The 18160-nt window shown below is 63.3% G+C and carries 14 protein-coding genes; 1 reads left to right on the top strand and 13 read right to left on the bottom strand.

Features of this window, described 5'->3' with window-relative positions; all coding sequences use genetic code 11:
• The first annotated feature begins 1 nt into the window (after window position 1).
• Window positions 2-3187: an efflux RND transporter permease subunit gene (locus SMD31_RS16800; protein ID WP_320502077.1), complete on the top strand. Its 3186-nt coding sequence runs from the start codon at window positions 2-4 to the stop codon at window positions 3185-3187.
• Window positions 3188-3250: 63 nt separating this feature from the next.
• Here the strand turns inward: SMD31_RS16800 and SMD31_RS16795 are convergent, their stop codons facing one another.
• From SMD31_RS16795 to SMD31_RS16735, 13 genes are all read right to left on the bottom strand, one after another.
• Entirely contained in the window at window positions 3251-4156 is a 906-nt protein-coding gene (locus tag SMD31_RS16795) for a carbohydrate ABC transporter permease (RefSeq protein ID WP_320502076.1), read from the bottom strand.
• Window positions 4156-5028, bottom strand: a complete 873-nt coding sequence (locus SMD31_RS16790; RefSeq protein WP_320502075.1) for a carbohydrate ABC transporter permease — start codon at window positions 5026-5028, stop codon at window positions 4156-4158. Before SMD31_RS16790 ends, SMD31_RS16795 begins: the two co-directional genes overlap by 1 nt.
• A 113-nt stretch (window positions 5029-5141) precedes the next feature.
• A complete protein-coding gene (locus SMD31_RS16785) occupies window positions 5142-6455 on the bottom strand; it encodes an ABC transporter substrate-binding protein (protein WP_320502074.1) in 1314 nt (437 codons plus the stop codon).
• A 60-nt stretch (window positions 6456-6515) separates the two neighbouring features.
• Entirely contained in the window at window positions 6516-7571 is a 1056-nt protein-coding gene (locus SMD31_RS16780) for an ABC transporter ATP-binding protein (protein ID WP_320502073.1), read from the bottom strand.
• 140 nt (window positions 7572-7711) lie between these two features.
• Window positions 7712-9271 (bottom strand): D-aminopeptidase, encoded by a 1560-nt coding sequence (locus SMD31_RS16775; RefSeq protein ID WP_320502072.1) that lies wholly within the window; start codon window positions 9269-9271, stop codon window positions 7712-7714.
• A gap of 89 nt (window positions 9272-9360) precedes the next feature.
• Complete coding sequence (locus SMD31_RS16770) at window positions 9361-10020, bottom strand: SRPBCC family protein (protein ID WP_320502071.1); 660 nt, start codon at window positions 10018-10020, stop codon at window positions 9361-9363.
• Window positions 10021-10030: 10 nt separating this feature from the next.
• A complete protein-coding gene (locus tag SMD31_RS16765; RefSeq protein ID WP_320502070.1) occupies window positions 10031-10864 on the bottom strand; it encodes an XdhC family protein in 834 nt (277 codons plus the stop codon).
• Window positions 10865-10872: 8 nt separating this feature from the next.
• Window positions 10873-12060, bottom strand: coding sequence for a vWA domain-containing protein (locus SMD31_RS16760; RefSeq protein WP_320502069.1), 1188 nt, complete (start codon window positions 12058-12060; stop codon window positions 10873-10875).
• Window positions 12060-12932: an AAA family ATPase gene (locus SMD31_RS16755; RefSeq protein ID WP_320502068.1), complete on the bottom strand. Its 873-nt coding sequence runs from the start codon at window positions 12930-12932 to the stop codon at window positions 12060-12062. Before SMD31_RS16755 ends, SMD31_RS16760 begins: the two co-directional genes overlap by 1 nt.
• Window positions 12933-12943: 11 nt before the next feature.
• Complete coding sequence (locus tag SMD31_RS16750; RefSeq protein WP_320502067.1) at window positions 12944-15358, bottom strand: aerobic carbon-monoxide dehydrogenase large subunit; 2415 nt, start codon at window positions 15356-15358, stop codon at window positions 12944-12946.
• On the bottom strand, window positions 15355-15870 hold the full coding sequence (locus SMD31_RS16745; RefSeq protein ID WP_320502066.1) for a (2Fe-2S)-binding protein: 516 nt from the start codon (window positions 15868-15870) through the stop codon (window positions 15355-15357). The genes SMD31_RS16750 and SMD31_RS16745 overlap by 4 nt, the downstream gene beginning before the upstream one ends.
• Before the next feature lie 2 nt (window positions 15871-15872).
• Window positions 15873-16742: an FAD binding domain-containing protein gene (locus SMD31_RS16740; RefSeq protein WP_320502065.1), complete on the bottom strand. Its 870-nt coding sequence runs from the start codon at window positions 16740-16742 to the stop codon at window positions 15873-15875.
• A gap of 161 nt (window positions 16743-16903) precedes the next feature.
• Window positions 16904-18034 carry an MHYT domain-containing protein gene (locus SMD31_RS16735; RefSeq protein WP_320502064.1) on the bottom strand — a complete coding sequence of 377 codons (1131 nt, stop codon included), beginning with the start codon at window positions 18032-18034 and terminating at the stop codon, window positions 16904-16906.
• Window positions 18035-18160: the final 126 nt, after the last annotated feature.

The following is an 18160-nucleotide window of genomic DNA, read 5'->3' as shown; positions in this document are numbered from 1 at the left end:
CATGCTGTCCGCTGTCTTCGTCGACCGACCGCGCCTTGCCATCGTCATTGCCATCGTTACGGTCATTGCCGGTGTCCTCTCGCTCTTTGTCATCCCCGTCGCGCAATATCCCGACATCGTGCCGCCGCAGGTCTCGGTCACCACCAGTTATCCTGGTGCCGCCGCAGCCATCGTCGATGCAACCGTCGCACAGCCGATCGAGGCGCAGGCGGTCGGCGTCGACAAGATGATGTATATGAAGAGCATCAGCGGCAATGACGGCAGCTATTCGCTGACCGCGTCGTTCGAGCTCGGTACCGATCCAGACATCAACACGGTGAACCTCAACAACCGCGTCCAGGTGGCACTTTCCAAGCTGCCACAGGAAGTGCAACGCCAGGGTGTCACGGTAAAGAAGAAATCATCGGCACTGCTGGGTGTCATCGCGGTCTATTCGCCCAAGGGCACCCATGATCCGCTGTTCATCTCGAATTACGTCACCATCAATCTCCTCGATACGATCAAGAGCACGCCCGGCGTCGGTGATGCCGCGCTGTGGGGGCCGCAGGACTATGCCATGCGCGCCTGGCTGCGCACCGATCGCCTCACCGGCCTCGGCCTTACCGCTGGCGATGTGATCTCCGCCATCCAGGCGCAGAACGTGCAGGCGGCGGTCGGCCGCATCGGCGCGCAGCCGATCTCGAATGAGCAGCAGTTCCAGCTCAACATCCAGACGACCGGTCGCCTGACCTCGCCTGAGCAGTTCGAGAAGATTGTCATCCGTACCAATTCGGACGGCTCGGTCCTGCGCCTCGGTGACATCGCCCGGCTGGAACTGGGCGCTGCCAATCTCGACCGCGAGACGCGCTTCAACGGCGCCGCCGCCTCGGTGATCGCGATCTACCAGGCACCCGGCGCCAATGCCATCACGACTCTGCAAGGGGTCGAGGCGAAGCTCGACGAGCTGCAGAAGAATTTCCCGGACGACCTCACCTGGAAGGTGACATACGATCCGACCACTTTCGTGAAGGCCACGGTTCACGAAGTTCAGAAGACGCTGATTGAGGCCTTCATCCTCGTCGTCATCGTCGTGTTCCTGTTCTTAGGCTCCGTGCGCGCGACACTCATTCCGCTGCTCGCCGTGCCGGTCAGTCTCATTGGCACGTTCATTTTTCTGTTGGCGATCGGCTATTCCGCCAATTCCGTCTCCCTGCTGGCGATCGTGCTCGCCATCGGCATTGTCGTCGATGATGCCATCGTGGTCGTCGAGAATGTCGAGCGCGTGATGGCTGAACATCCGGAACTGTCGCCGGCCGAGGCGACCAAGAAGGCGATGGCCGAGATCACCGCGCCGATCGTCGCCATCACCCTCGTGCTGCTGTCGGTCTTCGTGCCCGTGGCCTTCATTCCCGGCATCTCCGGCGAATTGTTTCGCCAGTTTGCGATTACGGTCGCCGTCGGCATGTTGCTCTCGGCGATCAATGCCCTGACACTGTCGCCGGCCTTGTGCGGCGTCCTCCTGCGCCACCATAAGGGGCACAAGCGCGGCGTCATGGCCAAGATCATGGGAGGAATCGATTGGGTCCGCGACCGCTACGGCGATGTGGTCGCCAGACTTCTGCGCCTCTCCATCATCGGTCTGGTGCTGTCGATTGCCGCCGGTGCGGGGACAGCCGCCCTGTTCAAGGTGACGCCGACCGGGTTCCTGCCCGAGGACGACCAGGGCGCCTTCTTCGTGGTGGTGCAGTTGCCCGAAGGTGCCTCTCTGCAGCGAACCCAGAACGTCATCGCCGAGGCCGAGAAGCTGCTGAAAACGGAAGAAGCCGTCGCCGATTACACTTCGGTCGTCGGCCTCAATTTCATCGACAATTATTCCCAGGCGAATGCCGCTTTTATCGTCGTCACCCTCAAATCCTTCGAGGAGCGCAAGGACCGCGCGCTGGTGGCTGATGCGGTCATCAAACGGCTGGGGCCGAAATTCCGCCAGATCCGGGGTGGCGTCGTTGTACCGCTGGCGCCACCGCCGATCATCGGCCTCGGCACCGGCGGCGGCTTTACCTATGTGCTCAAGGATCTGAGCGGCGGCGATCCCAAGGTTCTGGCGCAAGTCCTCCGCGGCCTTGTCGTCGCCGCCAATCAGGAGAAGCAGCTGAGCGGTGTCTTCACCACCTTCTCGGCGACCAGTCCGTCCGTCTTCCTCGATATCGACCGCGACAAGGTCCAGGTCCTTGGGGTCGCCCTCAACGACGTCTTTCAGGCGTTGCAGGCCTATCTCGGCGGCTATTACGTCAACGACGTCAATCTCTTTGGTCGCACGTGGCAGGTGCAGATCCAGGCCGAAGCCCTCGACCGCTCGCGGGTCGACGACATCTATCGCATCAATGTGCGCAACAAGGACGGCAAGATGGTGCCGCTGCGCAGCCTGCTCGAGGTGCGCGTGGTGACCGGCCCGCCGGGCATCATCCGCTACAACAATACCCGCGCCGTGACGATTCAAGGCGCGCCGGCACCCGGCATTTCCTCGGGCCAGGCACTCAACGTCATGGAGGACGTCGCCGCCAAGACCTTGCCGGCAGGCTTTGCCGGCGAATGGACCGACACCGCCTTCCAGGAGAAGCGGGCCGAAGGCAAGACCGCCTTCATCATGGGCATGGCCGTGCTCTTTGCTTACCTCTTTCTGGTGGCTCTCTATGAAAGCTGGAGCATCCCGGTTCCCGTCCTGCTCTCGGTCACGATCGGCGTCCTCGGTGCGGTGGGTTCCGTGCTGCTGGCGGGGCTCGTCTTCGACCTCTACGCCCAGATCGGCCTCGTCGTGCTGATTGGCCTCGCGGCCAAGAACGGCATTCTCATTGTCGAGTTCGCCAAGGAATTGCGCGCCAAGGGCTATCCCCTGCTCCAAGCCGCAGCCGAGGGTGCCAGGCTTCGCTTCCGCCCGGTGATGATGACGTCCTTCGCCTTCATCCTCGGTCTCTATCCCCTGGTGGTGGCGACGGGTGCCTCCGAACTGGCGCGGCGCGATGTCGGCACGCCGGTCTTCGGCGGCATGATCGCCGCATCCTTCATCGGCATCTTCGTCATCCCGCTGCTCTACGTCACCTTCCAGGCGATACGCGAGCGCCTGCGGCCATCGACCAAACCGGCCGGGGAGCTCGCGCCGCCGCGGCAAAACCTGACGCCAGCGCCGAGCGATGGCGGTGCCACGCCGTGATCAATGATTGATCGCCGCCTGCAGGCCGCGCTGGGCCGTGCTGTCCGCCGCGCGGTGGAACGCCTATTCCTTGACGGCGCCGGTCATCGACGAGACGTAATGCTCGACGAAGAATGAATAGAGGATCACGACCGGCAGCGAGCCGATAAGGGCGCCCGCCATCAGCGAGCCCCATTCATAGACGTCGGAGCGGACAAGCTCGGTCAGCACGCCGACGGGCACGGTCTTCATCTCCGACGACTGGATGAAGGTCAGCGCATAGATGAACTCGTTCCAGGACAGGGTGAAGGCAAAGATGCCGGCGGAAATGAGACCGGGCACGGCCAGCGGCAAGACGATCCGGGTCAGGATCTGCCAGCGCGTGGCGCCATCGATCAGCGCGCATTCCTCCAACTCATAGGGGATGGAGCGGAAATAGCCCATCAGCAGCCAGGTGCAGAAGGGAATGAGGAAGGTCGGGTAGGTCAGGATCAGGGCGAACCGCGTGTCGTAGAGGCCAAGATTGAAGACCATCACCGCCAGCGGAATGAAAAGGATCGACGGCGGCACCAGATAGGCCATGAAAATGGCAAGGCCGACCTGCTTGGCGCCCTGAAAGCGCAGACGCTCGATCGCATAGGCCGCGAAGACGGACGCGACGAGCGACAGCAGCGTGGCTGTCACCGATACCAGGATCGTGTTCCAGAGCCAGCCGGGATAGGACGTCTCGAACAGCAGGTATTTGATGTGGTCAAGCGTCGGCTCGACCACCCAGAACGGGCTGTAATTCTTGTAATCGGTCAGTTCCTGGTTGGGCTTCACCGCCGTGATCGCCATCCAGTAGAACGGAAACAGCAGCACGAAAACAAAGACGGCGAGCGGCACATAGATGGTGACGATGCGGCGCGGCAGGCGTGACAGATAATTCATGCCGCCGTCATCGCCGGATTTCACCTCACCCATCTGCGCGAATGCCTTGCTGCCGGCCATCAGTTGTCTCCTCCCTGCTGCCAGCGCCGGCGTTGCAGGCCGAAATAGCTGAACAGGATCGCGGCCAGCAGGAAGGGGATCATGGCAACGGCAATTGCCGCACCCTCGCCCAGATTGCCGCCCGAAATGCCGCGCTGGAAGCTCAAGGTCGCCATCAGATGCGTGGCGTTGACCGGTCCGCCGCGCGTCAGCACATAGATCAGCTGGAAATCGGTGAAGGTGAAGAGGACCGAGAACGTCATCACGATGGCGATGATCGGCGTCAGCAAGGGGAAGGTGACAAAGCGGAAGCGTTGCCACGATCCCGCACCGTCGAGTGTCGCCGCTTCGTAAAGCGAGGGCGGGATGGTCTGCAGGCCGGCCAGCAAGGTGATCGCGACGAAGGGAATGCCGCGCCAGACATTGGCGGCAATGACCGACGCCCGCGCATTGTTGGGATCGCCCAGGAAATTGATCGGCGTGTCGATGATGCCAATTTGCATCAGCACCCAGGAGACGATCGAGAACTGCGCATCATAGATCCACCAGAAGGCGATGGCCGAGAGGACCGTCGGCACGACCCAGGGCAGCAGCACGATGGCGCGGAAAAATGCCTTGAACGGCAGATGTTCGTTGAGCAGCAAGGCAAGCCATAGCCCCAGACCGAATTTCAAGGCCGAGGCCACGGTCGTATAGAGTACGGTATTATAGACCGACAGCCAGAAGACGCTGTCGTCGAGCAGATAGGCGTAATTCTCCAGGCCGATGAAGATGCCGGGCCGGCCGATCTTCTCATCCGTGAATCCCAGCCAGATGCCGAGCCCCAGCGGATAGGTCAGGAAAAGGAGCAGCAATACCGCTGCCGGCAGCATGAAGAGAATGCCAAGTCCCATCCGGCTCTGTTCGAGCCGGGCGAGAAGGGAGCGGGATGCGGGAGCGCTGCTTGCCATGAACCTGCCGGAAAAAGAGCGGCCGGCGGCGACGTGCCGCCGGCCGTTGCGACGCGTCAGACGCGGTAGTAACGGTTGATGCGCTTTTCGGCCTTTTCGATGGCATCCTTCGGCGATGCCGCACCGGTAACAGCTTCGGCGAACATATCGACCAGGACGTAATCGGCCATGACCGCGGCCGAGGCATAGCCGAGCGGCCCGGCATAGCCATTGGGGCGCAACGTCTCCGACGCCTTGGCGTAAGGCGCGTTGTTGGGATCCGCCTTCCACACCGGATTCTCTGCATAGGACTTCAAGGTCTGGCAGCAATAGCCGGCCGACTTCTCGATCCACTGGTTCATCTGCTCGGCCTCGAACATGAAGCGCAGATACTCGCGCGCCGCGTTCGGGTATTTGGTGTATTTGAAGATGACCGTGCTGGTGACCTGGTAAAGCTCGATCGACTTGCCCACGGGGCCAATCGGCAGGTTGGTCGTGCGGATGTCGGCCGCGAGCTCGGCCTGCGCCGGATCGTTCTTGGGCGTGTAATAGGCTGAGATGCCGTTGGCGATGATGGACAGCTCGCCGGCCAGGAAGGCGCGGTTGTTGTTGACGTCGAGCCAGCCCTCGGTGCCGGGGATGAAGGTCTTGTAGAGCGCCTGGGCGTATTCGATCGCCTTCATCGTCTCCGGGCTGTTGATGGTGCAGTTGCCGTCCTTGTCGACCATCTGCCCGCCATGACTCCACAGCAGCCAATGGGCATAGTTGTTGCCGTCGCCCACACCATGGCCATGGGTGAAGCCGACCGGATGGCCGCTCTTCTGCATCGCCTTGCAGAGCTCCAGGAAATCGTCGGTCTTGGTCGGGAACTGCGACCAGCCCGCGGCCTTCACCCAGCTTTCGCGGTAGACGATGGCGTTGCCGATGGTGGCCGTCGGAATGCCAATGAACTGGTTTCCCTTGCTGGCATAGTCTTTCGGCCCGTCATACCAGCCGCCATATTTACCGCCGAGATAGTTGGCAAGATCCGTCACGTCGAGCAGCTTGTCCGGATATTGGTGCGGATCGTCGAACCAGACCATCATCAGGTCGGGCCCGGAGCCGACATTGGCGGCGACCGCCGCTTTGGGGCGGATGTCTTCCCAGCTTTCCTTGTCGACGCGGACTTCAACGCCGGTCGCCTCGGTGAACTTCTTGGTGTTGGCCAGCCACTGTTCCTCATCGCCCTTCACGAAGGGCGACCAGCGCAGCAGGCGCAGCTTGGCGCCTTCTTCAGGCGTATATTTAAGGTCTTCCGCAAATGCCGGACGACCACCCAGCAGGCTCGGCGCCATGCTGGCGGCGCCCAGGCCGGCCGTCGTTTTCAAAAGATCGCGTCTGGTGAAACTCATGGTCTCTTCCTCCGTCTGGTTCGCTTCTTGTGAAACGCTTCTGGCAGTTCTCCCGCGTTCTCAGAGACGCTGTCCGGTGGCTCCGTCAAAGAGATGAATGAGGCCCGGCAGCGGTTTGAGCCCGATCTTCTCGCCGGGCTTGAAGGCATGGCGCTCGCGGAAGACGGCGACGATCTCTTCGCCGCCGGCAAGACGCGCATTGATCTGAATTTCCGATCCCGTCGGCTCGACGACCACGACCTCCGCCGTAAAACCGCCAGCGTCCAGCGTCAGATGCTCGGGGCGCACGCCAAGAACGACATCCCGCCCCTGATGGCGCGAAACATCGGCATCCAATGCCACGCGCAAGCTGTCGGAACCGACCAGGGCGCTGCCGTCGATGCGGCCGGGAATGAAGTTCATGGCCGGCGAGCCGATGAAACCGGCGACGAACTGGTTCTGCGGCCGATCATAGAGTTCCAACGGCTGGCCGATCTGCTCGACCTTGCCGTCATGCATCACGACGATCTTGTCGGCCATGGTCATGGCCTCGATCTGGTCATGGGTGACATAGACGGTCGTGGTCTTAAGACGCTGGTGCAGTTCCTTCACCTCGGCGCGCATGGCAACGCGCAGCTTGGCATCGAGGTTCGAAAGCGGCTCGTCGAAGAGGAACACCTGCGGATCGCGCACGATGGCGCGGCCCATGGCGACGCGCTGGCGCTGCCCGCCGGAAAGCTGGCGCGGATATCTGTCGAGATAGGGTGTAAGCCCCAGGATGCCGGCCGCTTTCTGGACGCGCTCGGCGATCTCGGCTTGCGGCGCTTTCTTGAGCTTCAGCGAAAAGCCCATATTGTCCGCCACCGTCATATGCGGATAGAGCGCATAGTTCTGAAAGACCATGGCAATGTCGCGTTCTTTGGGCGGCACGTCGTTGACGACGCGCCCACCGATGGCGATCTCGCCCGCGGTGACGCTTTCAAGCCCTGCGATCATGCGCAGCAAGGTGGATTTGCCGCAACCCGACGGACCGACGAGAATGACGAATTCGCCATCCGCGATATCAAGGGAAACGCCGTGGAGAATCTGCGCAGGGCCGAAAGCCTTGCGCACGTCGCGGATGTCGACGGCCGCCATTAAACCTCCCGGATCAGCGCTTTTATCGTTTTGTAAAAATGTAAGCGCTTTCAGGGAAGGCTAACGGTGGGCCCAAGGGCTCACAAGGGCAAACCGCCCGACTGCGGCTCATACTTTAGTCGGGGGGCCGGTCCTCAGACTTACGCGATGGGCACGTAAAGAAACTGCCGCGCCAGCCAGCAGCCGACACGTATGCCGGTGAGGCGTTTTCCCTCGCGCTGCACGGCAAGCGTCCAGTCGCCCGGTGGAAAATGATCGACGCCGCGCGGGCAGGGCATGGCCCAGAGATCGGCACCGATCGGCTGCAGCAATTCCATGCGGCCGTCGCCCAGCACACCGGAACAGGCGCCATAGAGCGCGCCGCCGGCATCTGCAATGGTCAGCAGCGCATCGAGATCGGGGCAATGATAGGTGCCGGCAATATCGGCCTTCGGCACGCCATTGGCTGGCACCAGGCGCGAGCTCTGATTGTCTTCAGGGATATCGAACCACAAGCCGCCGGAGTCGGGGCGCAAGCGCATGGTGCCGCCTTCTTCGATGGCGCTGCCATCGGGCTGCAGCACCAGGTCGACGGGGCCATTGAGATATTGGACGGTCACGGTGCGGCCCTTCCCGCCAACACGCACTGAAAGGCCAGTCTCCGGCTCGATATAGGTGCCGAACCAGGCGGGGGCGGGTAGCTCGCCTGTGATGGCCGGCTCTTTGATATCGAGGACGGCCGCCACTAATTCCTTGGCGGCGTCGCCCGGGCTCGCATTGTGGTTGAACATCACGACGACCGACAGCCGCTCCGCCGCCATGTGCAGCCGCTGGCTGCGCCAGCCGCGCAACGCCCCGCCGTGACGCGTGACGTGGCGGCCAAACATCGTCTCGCGCGCCAGACCGAAACCATAGGCGGCGGGTGTGCCGTCGCTGAAATGAACGGGCGCCGAGATGCGGCGATAGAGGCCGTTCGCATCATCACGTGTCGCGTCAATGAACACTTCCCAGGCGATCATGTCGTCGAGCGTCGCGCCGATCGAGGCGTCACCGCCGGCCCAGAACATGCCATTGGCCGCCGGTCGGAACCCGCCCTCAACCGTGCCTTCATACCCTTCGGCGCCATCGGGCATCGAGCGGGTATCGGCGGCGATAAAGGCCGTCTTCATGCCGACCGGGTCGAAGATGCGCTCGCGCACCAATTCGGCATAGGGCCGGCCGGTGCGCGCCTCCAGAATATCGGAGAGAATGCGGAAATTCTGGTTGGCGTAGGAATAGCGCGTGCCCGGCGTGAACTGCAGCGACCGGGTATTGCCGATGAGGCGCGCCGCCTCGCGATTGCCGAAGGGCGTCTCGGCCAGCGCCCCGTGCAGCATCGCCACCGCCCAATAATCCTGCAGGCCCGATTGATTGTGCAGGAGGTGGAGCGCCTTGGGCGCGCGGGCGCCCAACTGCGGCAGCCTTGCGCGCACATCGGCATCAAGCGCGCCCACATTCGGAAAAGCGTCGACGATCAGGCCGCAGGTGAAATGCTTGGTGATCGAGCAGATGCGAAAGAGCGTCTGCGGCGTGAAGGGGATGCGCCGCTCGGCATTGGCAAAGCCCCAGGCATGGCGCAGGATCGGCTTGCCGTCCTTGACGACGGCGACCGCCCCGCCAGGGCCGGCATAGGTTTGCGGAAGGGTCTTCAGCACCTGATCAAGGCGTGCCGCAACGGACATGATGTTTTCCCGGGGATCGTTGATGAATTCGCCGACCCGAAGCTATAGCGAACCCGTCAATGGCGGTAAAGCCGCCCCCCAGGCAGATATCAGGTGGCCGACCCGGCGCTGCAAATCGGGAAATCCATGCCGGCATGGGCGGGTTCCAGGCAGCAGGCATGGGCGGCCAGGAGCCCCAAGGCCGCCACGGCAATCAGCGATGCCGTCGTTTCCGTCTTGCTGAACAGATTCTTGAACCAGCCCTTCTTCTCGCCCTCTTCGGCCGGTGCCGCGTCGTCGGCCGCCGCTGCCTCCGGCGCGGGTGCGGCTGGCGCCAGGGCAGCGGCAAAGCTGGTGAAGAAATCGCCGGCAAGCTTCTGGGCCGTGGAATCGATGAGGCGGCTGCCGAGCTGCGCCAGCTTGCCGCCGATCTGCGCATCGGCTGTGTAATGGAGGACCGTGGCGTCCTCGCCATCACTCTCCAGCTTGATCACGGCGCCGCCCTTGGCAAAGCCCGCAACACCGCCCGAGCCTTCGCCGGTGATGCGGTAGCCGTTCGGCGCATCGATCTCGCTCAACGTCACCTTGCCGCCGAAGCTCGCCTTCACCGGCCCCACCTTCAGCGTCACCTTGGCCGTCATTTCGTTGGGGGCGCTCATCTCCAGCGACTCGCAACCGGGAATGCAGGCCATCAGCACCGCCGGGTCGTTGAGCGCCGCCCAGACTTTGTCGCGCGGGGCGGGGATGCGTTGGCTGTCGGTCATCTGCATGATGCTGTCCTTACTTCGGGTGATCGGCGGGTGCGGGTCTGCGCCGCTGGGAAATGATCTCGGCAAGAATGGAAAGGGCGATCTCATCGGCGGTGATGGCGCCGATGTCGAGGCCGGCCGGCCCTTTGATCCGCGCCAGCCGATCCGTCTCAACGCCCTCGGCGACGAGGGTCTCGGTGATGGCCGCCAGCTTGCGCCGGCTGCCGACAAAGCTCACCCAAGGAATATCGCTCAAGACCGCGGCTTTCAATGCCGCTTCGTCATCGCGCCCCTGCGTCGAGACCACGATCCAACGCTGCGCTGCGTTGCTGGCCGGCACCGTGAAATCATCGCGGCGCTGATCGGCTTCGGCAAAGCGATGTTGCTCCTCCGGCGCTGCGCAGACGGTGAGGTGAAAGCCAAAACGCGGCGCCATCTCGGCCAGCGCAATGGCCACGGGGCTCGCCCCCATGACGACGAGGTCGGGGCGCGGCAGCATCGGTTCGACGAACACATCCATGCTCCCTTGGCTGGGGCAGGCATTCTTGGCAAAGCGGATGCCGTCGCGCTCCTCGCCCGGCCGCACGCCCTGTTCCGCCAGCAGATCGCGCGGCTGGATCGAGACCAGGCGCGGCTGCCCGTCGGCAAGCGCTTCGCGCGCCGCCTTCAACACCGCCGCCCGGGCGCAGCCGCCACCGATCCAGCCATCGGAAATGGCGCCATCGGCGCGGATGACGGCCTTGGCGCCGGCCTTGGCAGCGGTGACGGAGACTGTCCGCACCACGGTCGCCAGGACAAAGGCCTCGCCCTTGGCCTTGAGGCTGGCGACCAGTTCGATGATTTCCGTGTGTGCCGGCATCATCATCTCCCGTGTCACAGACGAATGAGATAGGGTTCGAGGGCGGCGAGGCTTGCCAGATTATGCGCCGGCGCGAACAGGTCGATATAAGGGAGGGCGGCGGCCATCCCGCGCGCGGTCGGTGCGTAACCCTCCCAGCCGATCAGTGGATTGAGCCAGACGATGCGCCGGCAGCGGCGGCGCAGGCGCTGCATTTCCGCCCCCAGCAGTTCCGGCGGGCTGGTGTCGTAGCCATCGGAAAAGATGACGACGCAGGTCCGCGAATGTAGCACGCGGGCGGCGTGCCAGCGATTGAACGTCGCCAAGGCGTCGCCGGCCCGCGTTCCTCCCCCCACACCCTCGGCCATCAGTCCCAATCTGTCCAAGGCGCGCATCGTGTCCTTCTCGCGCAAGGCGTCGGAGACGTGAACCAGGCGCGTGTGGAACAGAAACGCCTCGGCCTCACGGAAATGATCGAGGAGGCCATGGACGAAGCGCAGGAAGATGCCGGTATAAAGGCTCATCGAGCCGGAGGCGTCGACCAGCAGCACCAGACGCAGCGGCCGCTTCTTCGGCAGACGGTGAACGAGATCGAGCGGTGTCCCGCCGCTCCCCAGGCTCGCATGGATCGTGCGGCGCAGATCGATGCGGGTGCCTTTGCGGGCATTGCGCGTTCGCCGCGTCAGGTTTGCGCGCATGCGCCGCGACAAGCGCTCGGCCAAGGCATGCGCCTTGGCCAATTCGTCCGGATCGGCGATCTTGCGGAAATCCGTTCGCGCCAGCGTCTCAAAACGGCTGGCGCCTTCGCGCCTGCCTTGCGGCGCTGCGTTGTCCGCATCGTTTCCCGGCCCGCGCGCAACATCGGTCGCCAGATCCTGCCCGCCGGATGACGCGGTGGCAGGGCCGAGCAGGCGCTGCGTACTCTGCGTCGCCAGCGCCGCCTGGTTGCTGGTCGCAACGCGGGTCTTGACGCGGCGGCCCAGCCAATAGGCATCGAACAGAGCGTCGAAGCCTTCCCAATCGGAGCGGCGCCCGCATAGCAGCGCCTTCAAGGCGGACCGTGCCGCAGCCGGACGATCAACGCCTTCGGCCGCGATCACGCGCAGCGCGTCGGCGCTTTCGGCAAGGCCGATCTTATAGCCGTTGTCGCGCAAGGTGCGTGCGAAACCAGCGACGCGCCGGCGCAGGGCGACACCCAGATCGGGTATGGCGGCGGCGCTCATCAGGCGACCTTGCCGATCAGCCGGTCGGTCACTTCCGGCGACATCCGGGCGCGGTCTTCGCGGGTCTTCAGCACGCAGGCCAGGGTTTCATAGACCGCCTTGCGGTCCTCCTCCAGGCGGCTGATGCCCAATCCCACCAGTGCCGCGGCCCAGTCGAGCGTCTCGGCGATGCCCGGTACCTTGGTCAGTTCCTGCCGGCGGATCTCCTGCATCAGGCGGGCGATCTGCAGGGCGAGCGTCGTGTCGATACCTGGCTGGCGGGCGAGCAGGATGCGCGCCTCCCGGTCCACATCCGGAAAGTCGAGCGCGTGATAGAGACAGCGCCGCCGCAAGGCGTCGGAAAGCTCGCGCGTGTCATTGGAAGTCAAGACCACGCGTGGGATCGTGGTCGCCGTCACGGTGCCAAGCTCGGGGATCGACACCTGGAAATCCGACAGGACTTCCAGAAGGAAGGCCTCGAACTCCTCATCGGCCCGGTCGATCTCGTCGATGAGCAGGACCGGCGCCACCGGCTGCCGGATCGCTTTCAGCAGCGGCCGTTCGAGGAGATAGCTTTCCGAAAAAACCTGCGCCTCGACGGCATCGGCATCCTGGCCCTCGCGCGCCTTGATCGCCAGCAGCTGGCGCTGATAGTTCCATTCATAGAGCGTGTCGTTGCGGTCCAGCCCCTCATGGCATTGCAGGCGAATGAGCGGAGAGCCATTGAGCGTGGCAAGCGCCTTGGCGATTTCGGTCTTGCCGACACCGGCCGGCCCTTCGACCAGCAGGGGCCGCTTCAGCATGTCCATGAGGACGAGCGCCATCGCCAGCTCGCCATCGGCGATATAGCCGATGGCGGCGAGGCGATCCGCGATGTCCTGCTTGCGATCCATATCTCGAGCAATCAGGCGCCGAGCTTGCGACCCGTTTCCCAGATGCGCCACGCGTCATGCGGCATCTGGATATGCGTGCTGCCTAAGAACTGGAACGCATCGTTGACGGCATTCGAGAAGCAGGGAACACCACCCACATTCGGGCTTTCGCCGACACCCTTGGCACCAATCGGGTGATGCGGCGACGGGGTGACGGTGAAATCGGTCTCCCATTTCGGCGTCTCGACAGCGGTCGGCAGGAAGAAATCCATGAAGGACGCGCCGACCACATTGCCCATGGCGTCGTATTTGATCTCCTGCCCCATGGCGATGGCAAAGGCTTCGGTCAGCCCACCATGCACCTGGCCTTCGATGATCATCGGGTTGATGCGCGTGCCGCAATCGTCCAGGGCATAGAAGCGCCGGATACTGGCGACACCGGTATCGACATCGATATCCATGACGCAGAAATAGGCGCCGAAGGGATAGGTCATGTTGGGCGGATCGTAGTAATTGACCGCTTCCAACCCCGGCTCCAGGCCGGGCGGTGGTGAGTTATAAGACGCCCAGGCGATTTCCTTCATCGACTTCGACCGTTCCGGATTGCCCTTCACGCGGAAGCCGTCGACATCCCATTCGAGATCGTATTCCGACACCTCAAGGAGATGTGCGGCGATCATCTGCGCCTTATTCTTGATCTTGCGCGCCGCCATGGCGATGGCGGCACCGGCAACCGGCGTCGAGCGCGAGCCATAGGTGCCGAGACCATAGGGCGCCGTGTCGGTATTGCCTTCCTCGATCATGATGTCGTCGGCAGGGATGCCAAGTTCGGTGGCGATGATCTGCGCCCAGGTCGTCTCATGTCCCTGGCCCTGGCTCTTCGAGCCCATGCGGGCGATGATCGACCCCGTGGGATGGATGCGGATCTCGGCTGAGTCGAACATGGCGACGCCTAAGATGTCGCAATTCTTCGACGGGCCGGCGCCGACGATTTCGGTGAAGAAGGTGACGCCGATCCCCATGATCTCGCGCGTTTCGCCGCGCTTGAAGGCCGCTTGCTTGGCCTTCTGCTCGGCGCGGAGTTCACGATAGCCGATCGCATCCATGGCCTTCTGCATGGCCAGATGATAATCGCCGCTGTCATATTCCCAGCCCAAAGCCGATTGGTAGGGGAACTGCTCGCGCCGCACGAAGTTTTTGAGGCGCAGATCGGCCGGGTCCATGCCCAGTTTCTGCGCCAGGATGTCCATGGCGCGCTCGATGCAATAAGCGGCTTCCGTGACACGGAACGAACAGCGATAGGCGACACCACCCGGCGCCTTGTTGGTATAGACGCCGTCGACGGAGAGATGCGCCACCGGAAAATCATAGGAACCGGTGACGATGTTCATGAAGCCTGCCGGCCATTTCGACGGATCGGCGCAGGAATCGAAGGCGCCGTGATCGGCCAGCACATGCACCCGCAGGCCGGTGACCTTGCCGTCCTTGGTGGCGGCGATCTCGGTCGTCATGTGATAGTCGCGCGCAAAAGAGGTGGTCGACAGATTCTCGATCCTGTCCTCGACCCATTTCACCGGTTGGCCGGTCACAATCGACGCGACGATGGCGCAGATATAGCCGGCATAGGCGCCGACCTTGTTGCCGAAGCCGCCGCCGATATCGGGGGCGATGACGTGGATCTTGTGTTCCGGAATCTTCGAGAGCAGCGACGCCACCGTGCGGATGACATGCGGCGCCTGGAAGGTGCCGTAGACGGTCAGCTCACCCTTGATCTTGTCGAAGGAGGCGAGGCACTGGCAGGTTTCCAGGGGCGAGGGATGCGTGCGGTGATAGGAGATCATCTCCTTGATCGTCACCTCGGCCTTTTGAAATGCCACATCGGTCGCTTCCTTGTCGCCGACGGTCCATTCGAAGATGTGGTTGTGATGCTTGCGCGGACCATGGGCGCCCGTTGTCTTCCCCTCAAGGTCCGGTCGCAGCACCGGCGCATCCGGGGCCATTGACTTGAACGGGTCGACGATGACGGGGAGCTCTTCATACTCCACATCGATCAGCTGGATGGCGTCATCGGTGATGTAGCGGTTTTCGGCGATGACGAAAGCGATTTCCTGATTCTGGAACGAGACACGGCCATCGGCCAGCACCGCCTGAACGTCACCGGCCAGCGTCGGCATCCAATGCAGACCCAGCGGCTTCAGCTCTTCCGCCGTGATGACGGCGATGACGCCGGGCAGCGCCTTGGCGCGGCTCGCATCGATCTTCTTGATCTTGGCATGGGCGTATTGCGAACGCACGAAATCGCCATGCAGCATGCCGGGCATCTTGATGTCGTCGACATAATTGCCCTTGCCCTGCGTGAAGCGGATGTCTTCGACGCGCTTGCGTTTACAGCCGATGCCTTCGAGCTTGGCTTCGCGCTGCTCTTTGGTGGGGGTCATGTCGTTCATTCCGCGGCCTCCTGATAGGTGCGCCCATTGAGCTTGGCGGCGGCGTATTGAATGGCTTTGACGATGTTCTGATAGCCGGTGCAGCGGCAAAGATTGCCAGCAATGCCGTGGCGAATCTCACTTTCCGATGGGTCCGGATTCTCGGCCAGCAGACCCTTGGCCCGCATCAGCATGCCGGGCGTACAGAAGCCGCATTGCAGGCCATGCATCTGGCGAAAACCTTCCTGCAGCGCATGCAGGGTACCGTCGGCATTGGCAAGGCTCTCCACCGTGTTGACCGTGGTGCCGCTCGCCTGCACCGCAAAAACGGTGCAGGATTTGACCGAGAGGCCGTCGAGTTCCACCGTGCAGGCGCCGCAATGGCTTGTTTCGCAGCCGATATGGGCGCCGGTCAGGTTCATTTCCTCGCGCAGGAAGTGAATGAGCAGCATGCGCGGGTCGACGAAGCGCTGCACCTTCTTGCCATTGACGGTGAGGTTCACCGGCACCTGATCGATTGTCGTCTCACTCATGGTCAAACTCCCTTGGCGCGGGCGAAGGCTTTGGCGAGGGCCCGGGCGGTCATGACGCCCGCCATCTCGCGGCGATACTCGGCCGTGCCGCGCCCGTCGGTCGCTGGATCGGTGATGGCCTTAGCAGCCTCGGCAGCGCGTTTCACGCTCGCGGCATCAAGCGCCGTGCCGATGACGAGCTTGGCGGCATCGGCGGCAAAGAGCGGGGTGGATGCCACATTGGTGAGCGTGATGGCGGCACTCGCCACCTTGCCGCCGCTGACCGTGAGGATCACGGCGGCAGCGGCCGTCGCGTAATCGCCGATCTTGCGCTTCAGCTTCTCATAGGCATAGCCGTGGCCGGCCGGCGGCGCAGGGATGCGCACCGCGATCAGGATCTCGTCCTGCTGCAATGCGGTAAAATAGGCGCCTTCATAGAAGTCACGCGCCGGGATCCGGCGTTCGCCACCGCTCCCTTGCACGACATAGGTGGCGCCCAATGCCTGCATCACCGCCGGCATGTCATTGCCGGGATCGCCATTGGCGACATTGCCGCCCAGCGTCCCTTTATAGCGAATCTGCGGATCGGCGATCTGCAGCGCTGTCTCGCGGATGATCGGCAACTTCGCGGCCAGCAGATCGGATTTGATGAGTTCCGCCTGGGTGGTGGTGGCCCCGATGACGATCTCGCCTCCCTCTTCACGAATACCTTTGAGGTCGGCGATGCCGGCAAGGTCGATGAGATGCTCCGGCGCTGCCATGCGCAGTTTCATCATGGGGATCAGGCTGTGTCCGCCGGCCAAGGGCCGGGCCTCATCGCCATGGGCTTTGAGCACGGCCAGCGCCTCAGACAGGTTTGCCGGCCGGTGATAGGTAAAGGGTCCCGGGATCAAGGTTGTCTCCTCCGTGGAACGGCTGCCGATTGGGTAGCAACTCTTCTTGTTGTTCCAACGATAGAAACCCCGCCTCGGCCGCCTCAACGCGGCGTGCACAAACGGGCCGTTCCGTGCACGAACGGCAGGCTCTCTGAATGAACTGCGTCAGAAAAACTGACTTAGGCCGCGGTTTCGCGCCCATCCAGGCGCTGCTTCAGCCAGGAGCGGCGCGATCGGCTGACCGGCGCCTGATAGGGAATCTTCGCCATCATCGCGACGATGTCGGAATCGGCCGTCTTTTTAATTGCAGCGATCCGATCGAGATTGACGATGTGGCTGCGATGCACGCGGGCGAAGACCGTGGGATCGAGCTGTGCCTCGACCTCGGAAATCGGCAGGGGGCAGAACCAGGAGAGCTCGCCGTCGAAGAGGCTGGTGTAATGCGCCTGCGCCTGGACTGCGACCAGCCGGGCGATGTCGAGCTGCAGCCGCCGGCCGTCTTTTTCCACAGGAAGGGTTTTGTGTTGCGGTGCGGGATGACTCTCGGCGGCTGGCTCCTGGGCAAGCTCCGTCACCACGGCAACCGGCCCCGTCACCGCGACCTCGGCACGGCTGGGAACGAGGGTCAGCAGAAAGAGGCCGGATACGACGAAAGCCACCACCGATACCACGATGGCGAGCAGCCCCGGCGACAAAGCCGGCATGTCGGCCGGCGACATGGCGTCGTGAATCTGCAGCCGCAATCCGGCCATGGCGGTGTAATGCATCGCGGAAATGGCCAGCGCCATCAGCACGGCTGACAAGAGGACCGAGCGCTTGGCGCCGGGGCCGAAGCCGAACCACAGCGCGGTACCGGAAGCGCCGATGCCAATCACGACCGATGCCGCCACGAAAAACGGGTCATGGGTCATATGCGCGCTGGTATGGAGCGCATACATGCCGAGATAATGCATGGTGACGATGCCGCCGCCCATGAAGAGCGAGGCGAGGGCCGCGTGCATGCGGCTCGGCGACAGCGTGCCGACCGCGAATACCGCGAACCCCACCACCAGCACACAGACCAGGAACGAGATCAGGGTCGGCAGCACCAGGAAATCGATGGCGACCGGCAATTCAAGCGCCAGCATGCCAACGAAATGCATGGTCCAGATGCCGAGTGCCAAGGTGAGGGCCGACCCGGTGATGAGGGCGCGCTGCGAGCGCGCCCGCGCGTTACCGATCTGGCGCGCCAGATGAAGCCCGACATAGCTTCCCTGGAACGCCACCAGCAGTGATAGTGCGACAAGCCATGGCGCGTGTGCTGGAACCACCGGTACCTTCCTCCGTTCGGCCGGTTTCCCCAGGCGATCATGCGCCGAAGCACTGGCGCATCAGGGCGATGGGAATGCACCCTAGTCTGGGCGTCTTCACCGGCAGGCGGCCAGTCTAACGTAGCG

Source organism: Dongia rigui, from assembly GCF_034044635.1.
Lineage (GTDB): Bacteria > Pseudomonadota > Alphaproteobacteria > Dongiales > Dongiaceae > Dongia > Dongia rigui.
The sequence above is the reverse complement of the archived record's forward strand: the minus strand, read 5'-3'. Positions and strand labels throughout refer to the sequence as shown.

Excerpts from the sequence above, each read along its gene's own strand:
- SMD31_RS16745 (WP_320502066.1), bottom strand. The coding sequence starts at position 15,870 with ATGAGTGAGACGACAATCGATCAGGTGCCGGTGAACCTCACCGTCAAT.
- SMD31_RS16780 (WP_320502073.1), bottom strand. The coding sequence starts at position 7,571 with ATGGCGGCCGTCGACATCCGCGACGTGCGCAAGGCTTTCGGCCCTGCG.
- SMD31_RS16750 (WP_320502067.1), bottom strand. The coding sequence starts at position 15,358 with ATGAACGACATGACCCCCACCAAAGAGCAGCGCGAAGCCAAGCTCGAA.
- SMD31_RS16775 (WP_320502072.1), bottom strand. The coding sequence starts at position 9,271 with ATGTCCGTTGCGGCACGCCTTGATCAGGTGCTGAAGACCCTTCCGCAA.
- SMD31_RS16755 (WP_320502068.1), bottom strand. The coding sequence starts at position 12,932 with ATGGATCGCAAGCAGGACATCGCGGATCGCCTCGCCGCCATCGGCTAT.
- SMD31_RS16770 (WP_320502071.1), bottom strand. The coding sequence starts at position 10,020 with ATGCAGATGACCGACAGCCAACGCATCCCCGCCCCGCGCGACAAAGTC.
- SMD31_RS16760 (WP_320502069.1), bottom strand. The coding sequence starts at position 12,060 with ATGAGCGCCGCCGCCATACCCGATCTGGGTGTCGCCCTGCGCCGGCGC.
- SMD31_RS16800 (WP_320502077.1), top strand. The coding sequence starts at position 2 with ATGCTGTCCGCTGTCTTCGTCGACCGACCGCGCCTTGCCATCGTCATT.
- SMD31_RS16765 (WP_320502070.1), bottom strand. The coding sequence starts at position 10,864 with ATGATGATGCCGGCACACACGGAAATCATCGAACTGGTCGCCAGCCTC.
- SMD31_RS16790 (WP_320502075.1), bottom strand. The coding sequence starts at position 5,028 with ATGGGACTTGGCATTCTCTTCATGCTGCCGGCAGCGGTATTGCTGCTC.
- SMD31_RS16795 (WP_320502076.1), bottom strand. The coding sequence starts at position 4,156 with ATGGCCGGCAGCAAGGCATTCGCGCAGATGGGTGAGGTGAAATCCGGC.
- SMD31_RS16785 (WP_320502074.1), bottom strand. The coding sequence starts at position 6,455 with ATGAGTTTCACCAGACGCGATCTTTTGAAAACGACGGCCGGCCTGGGC.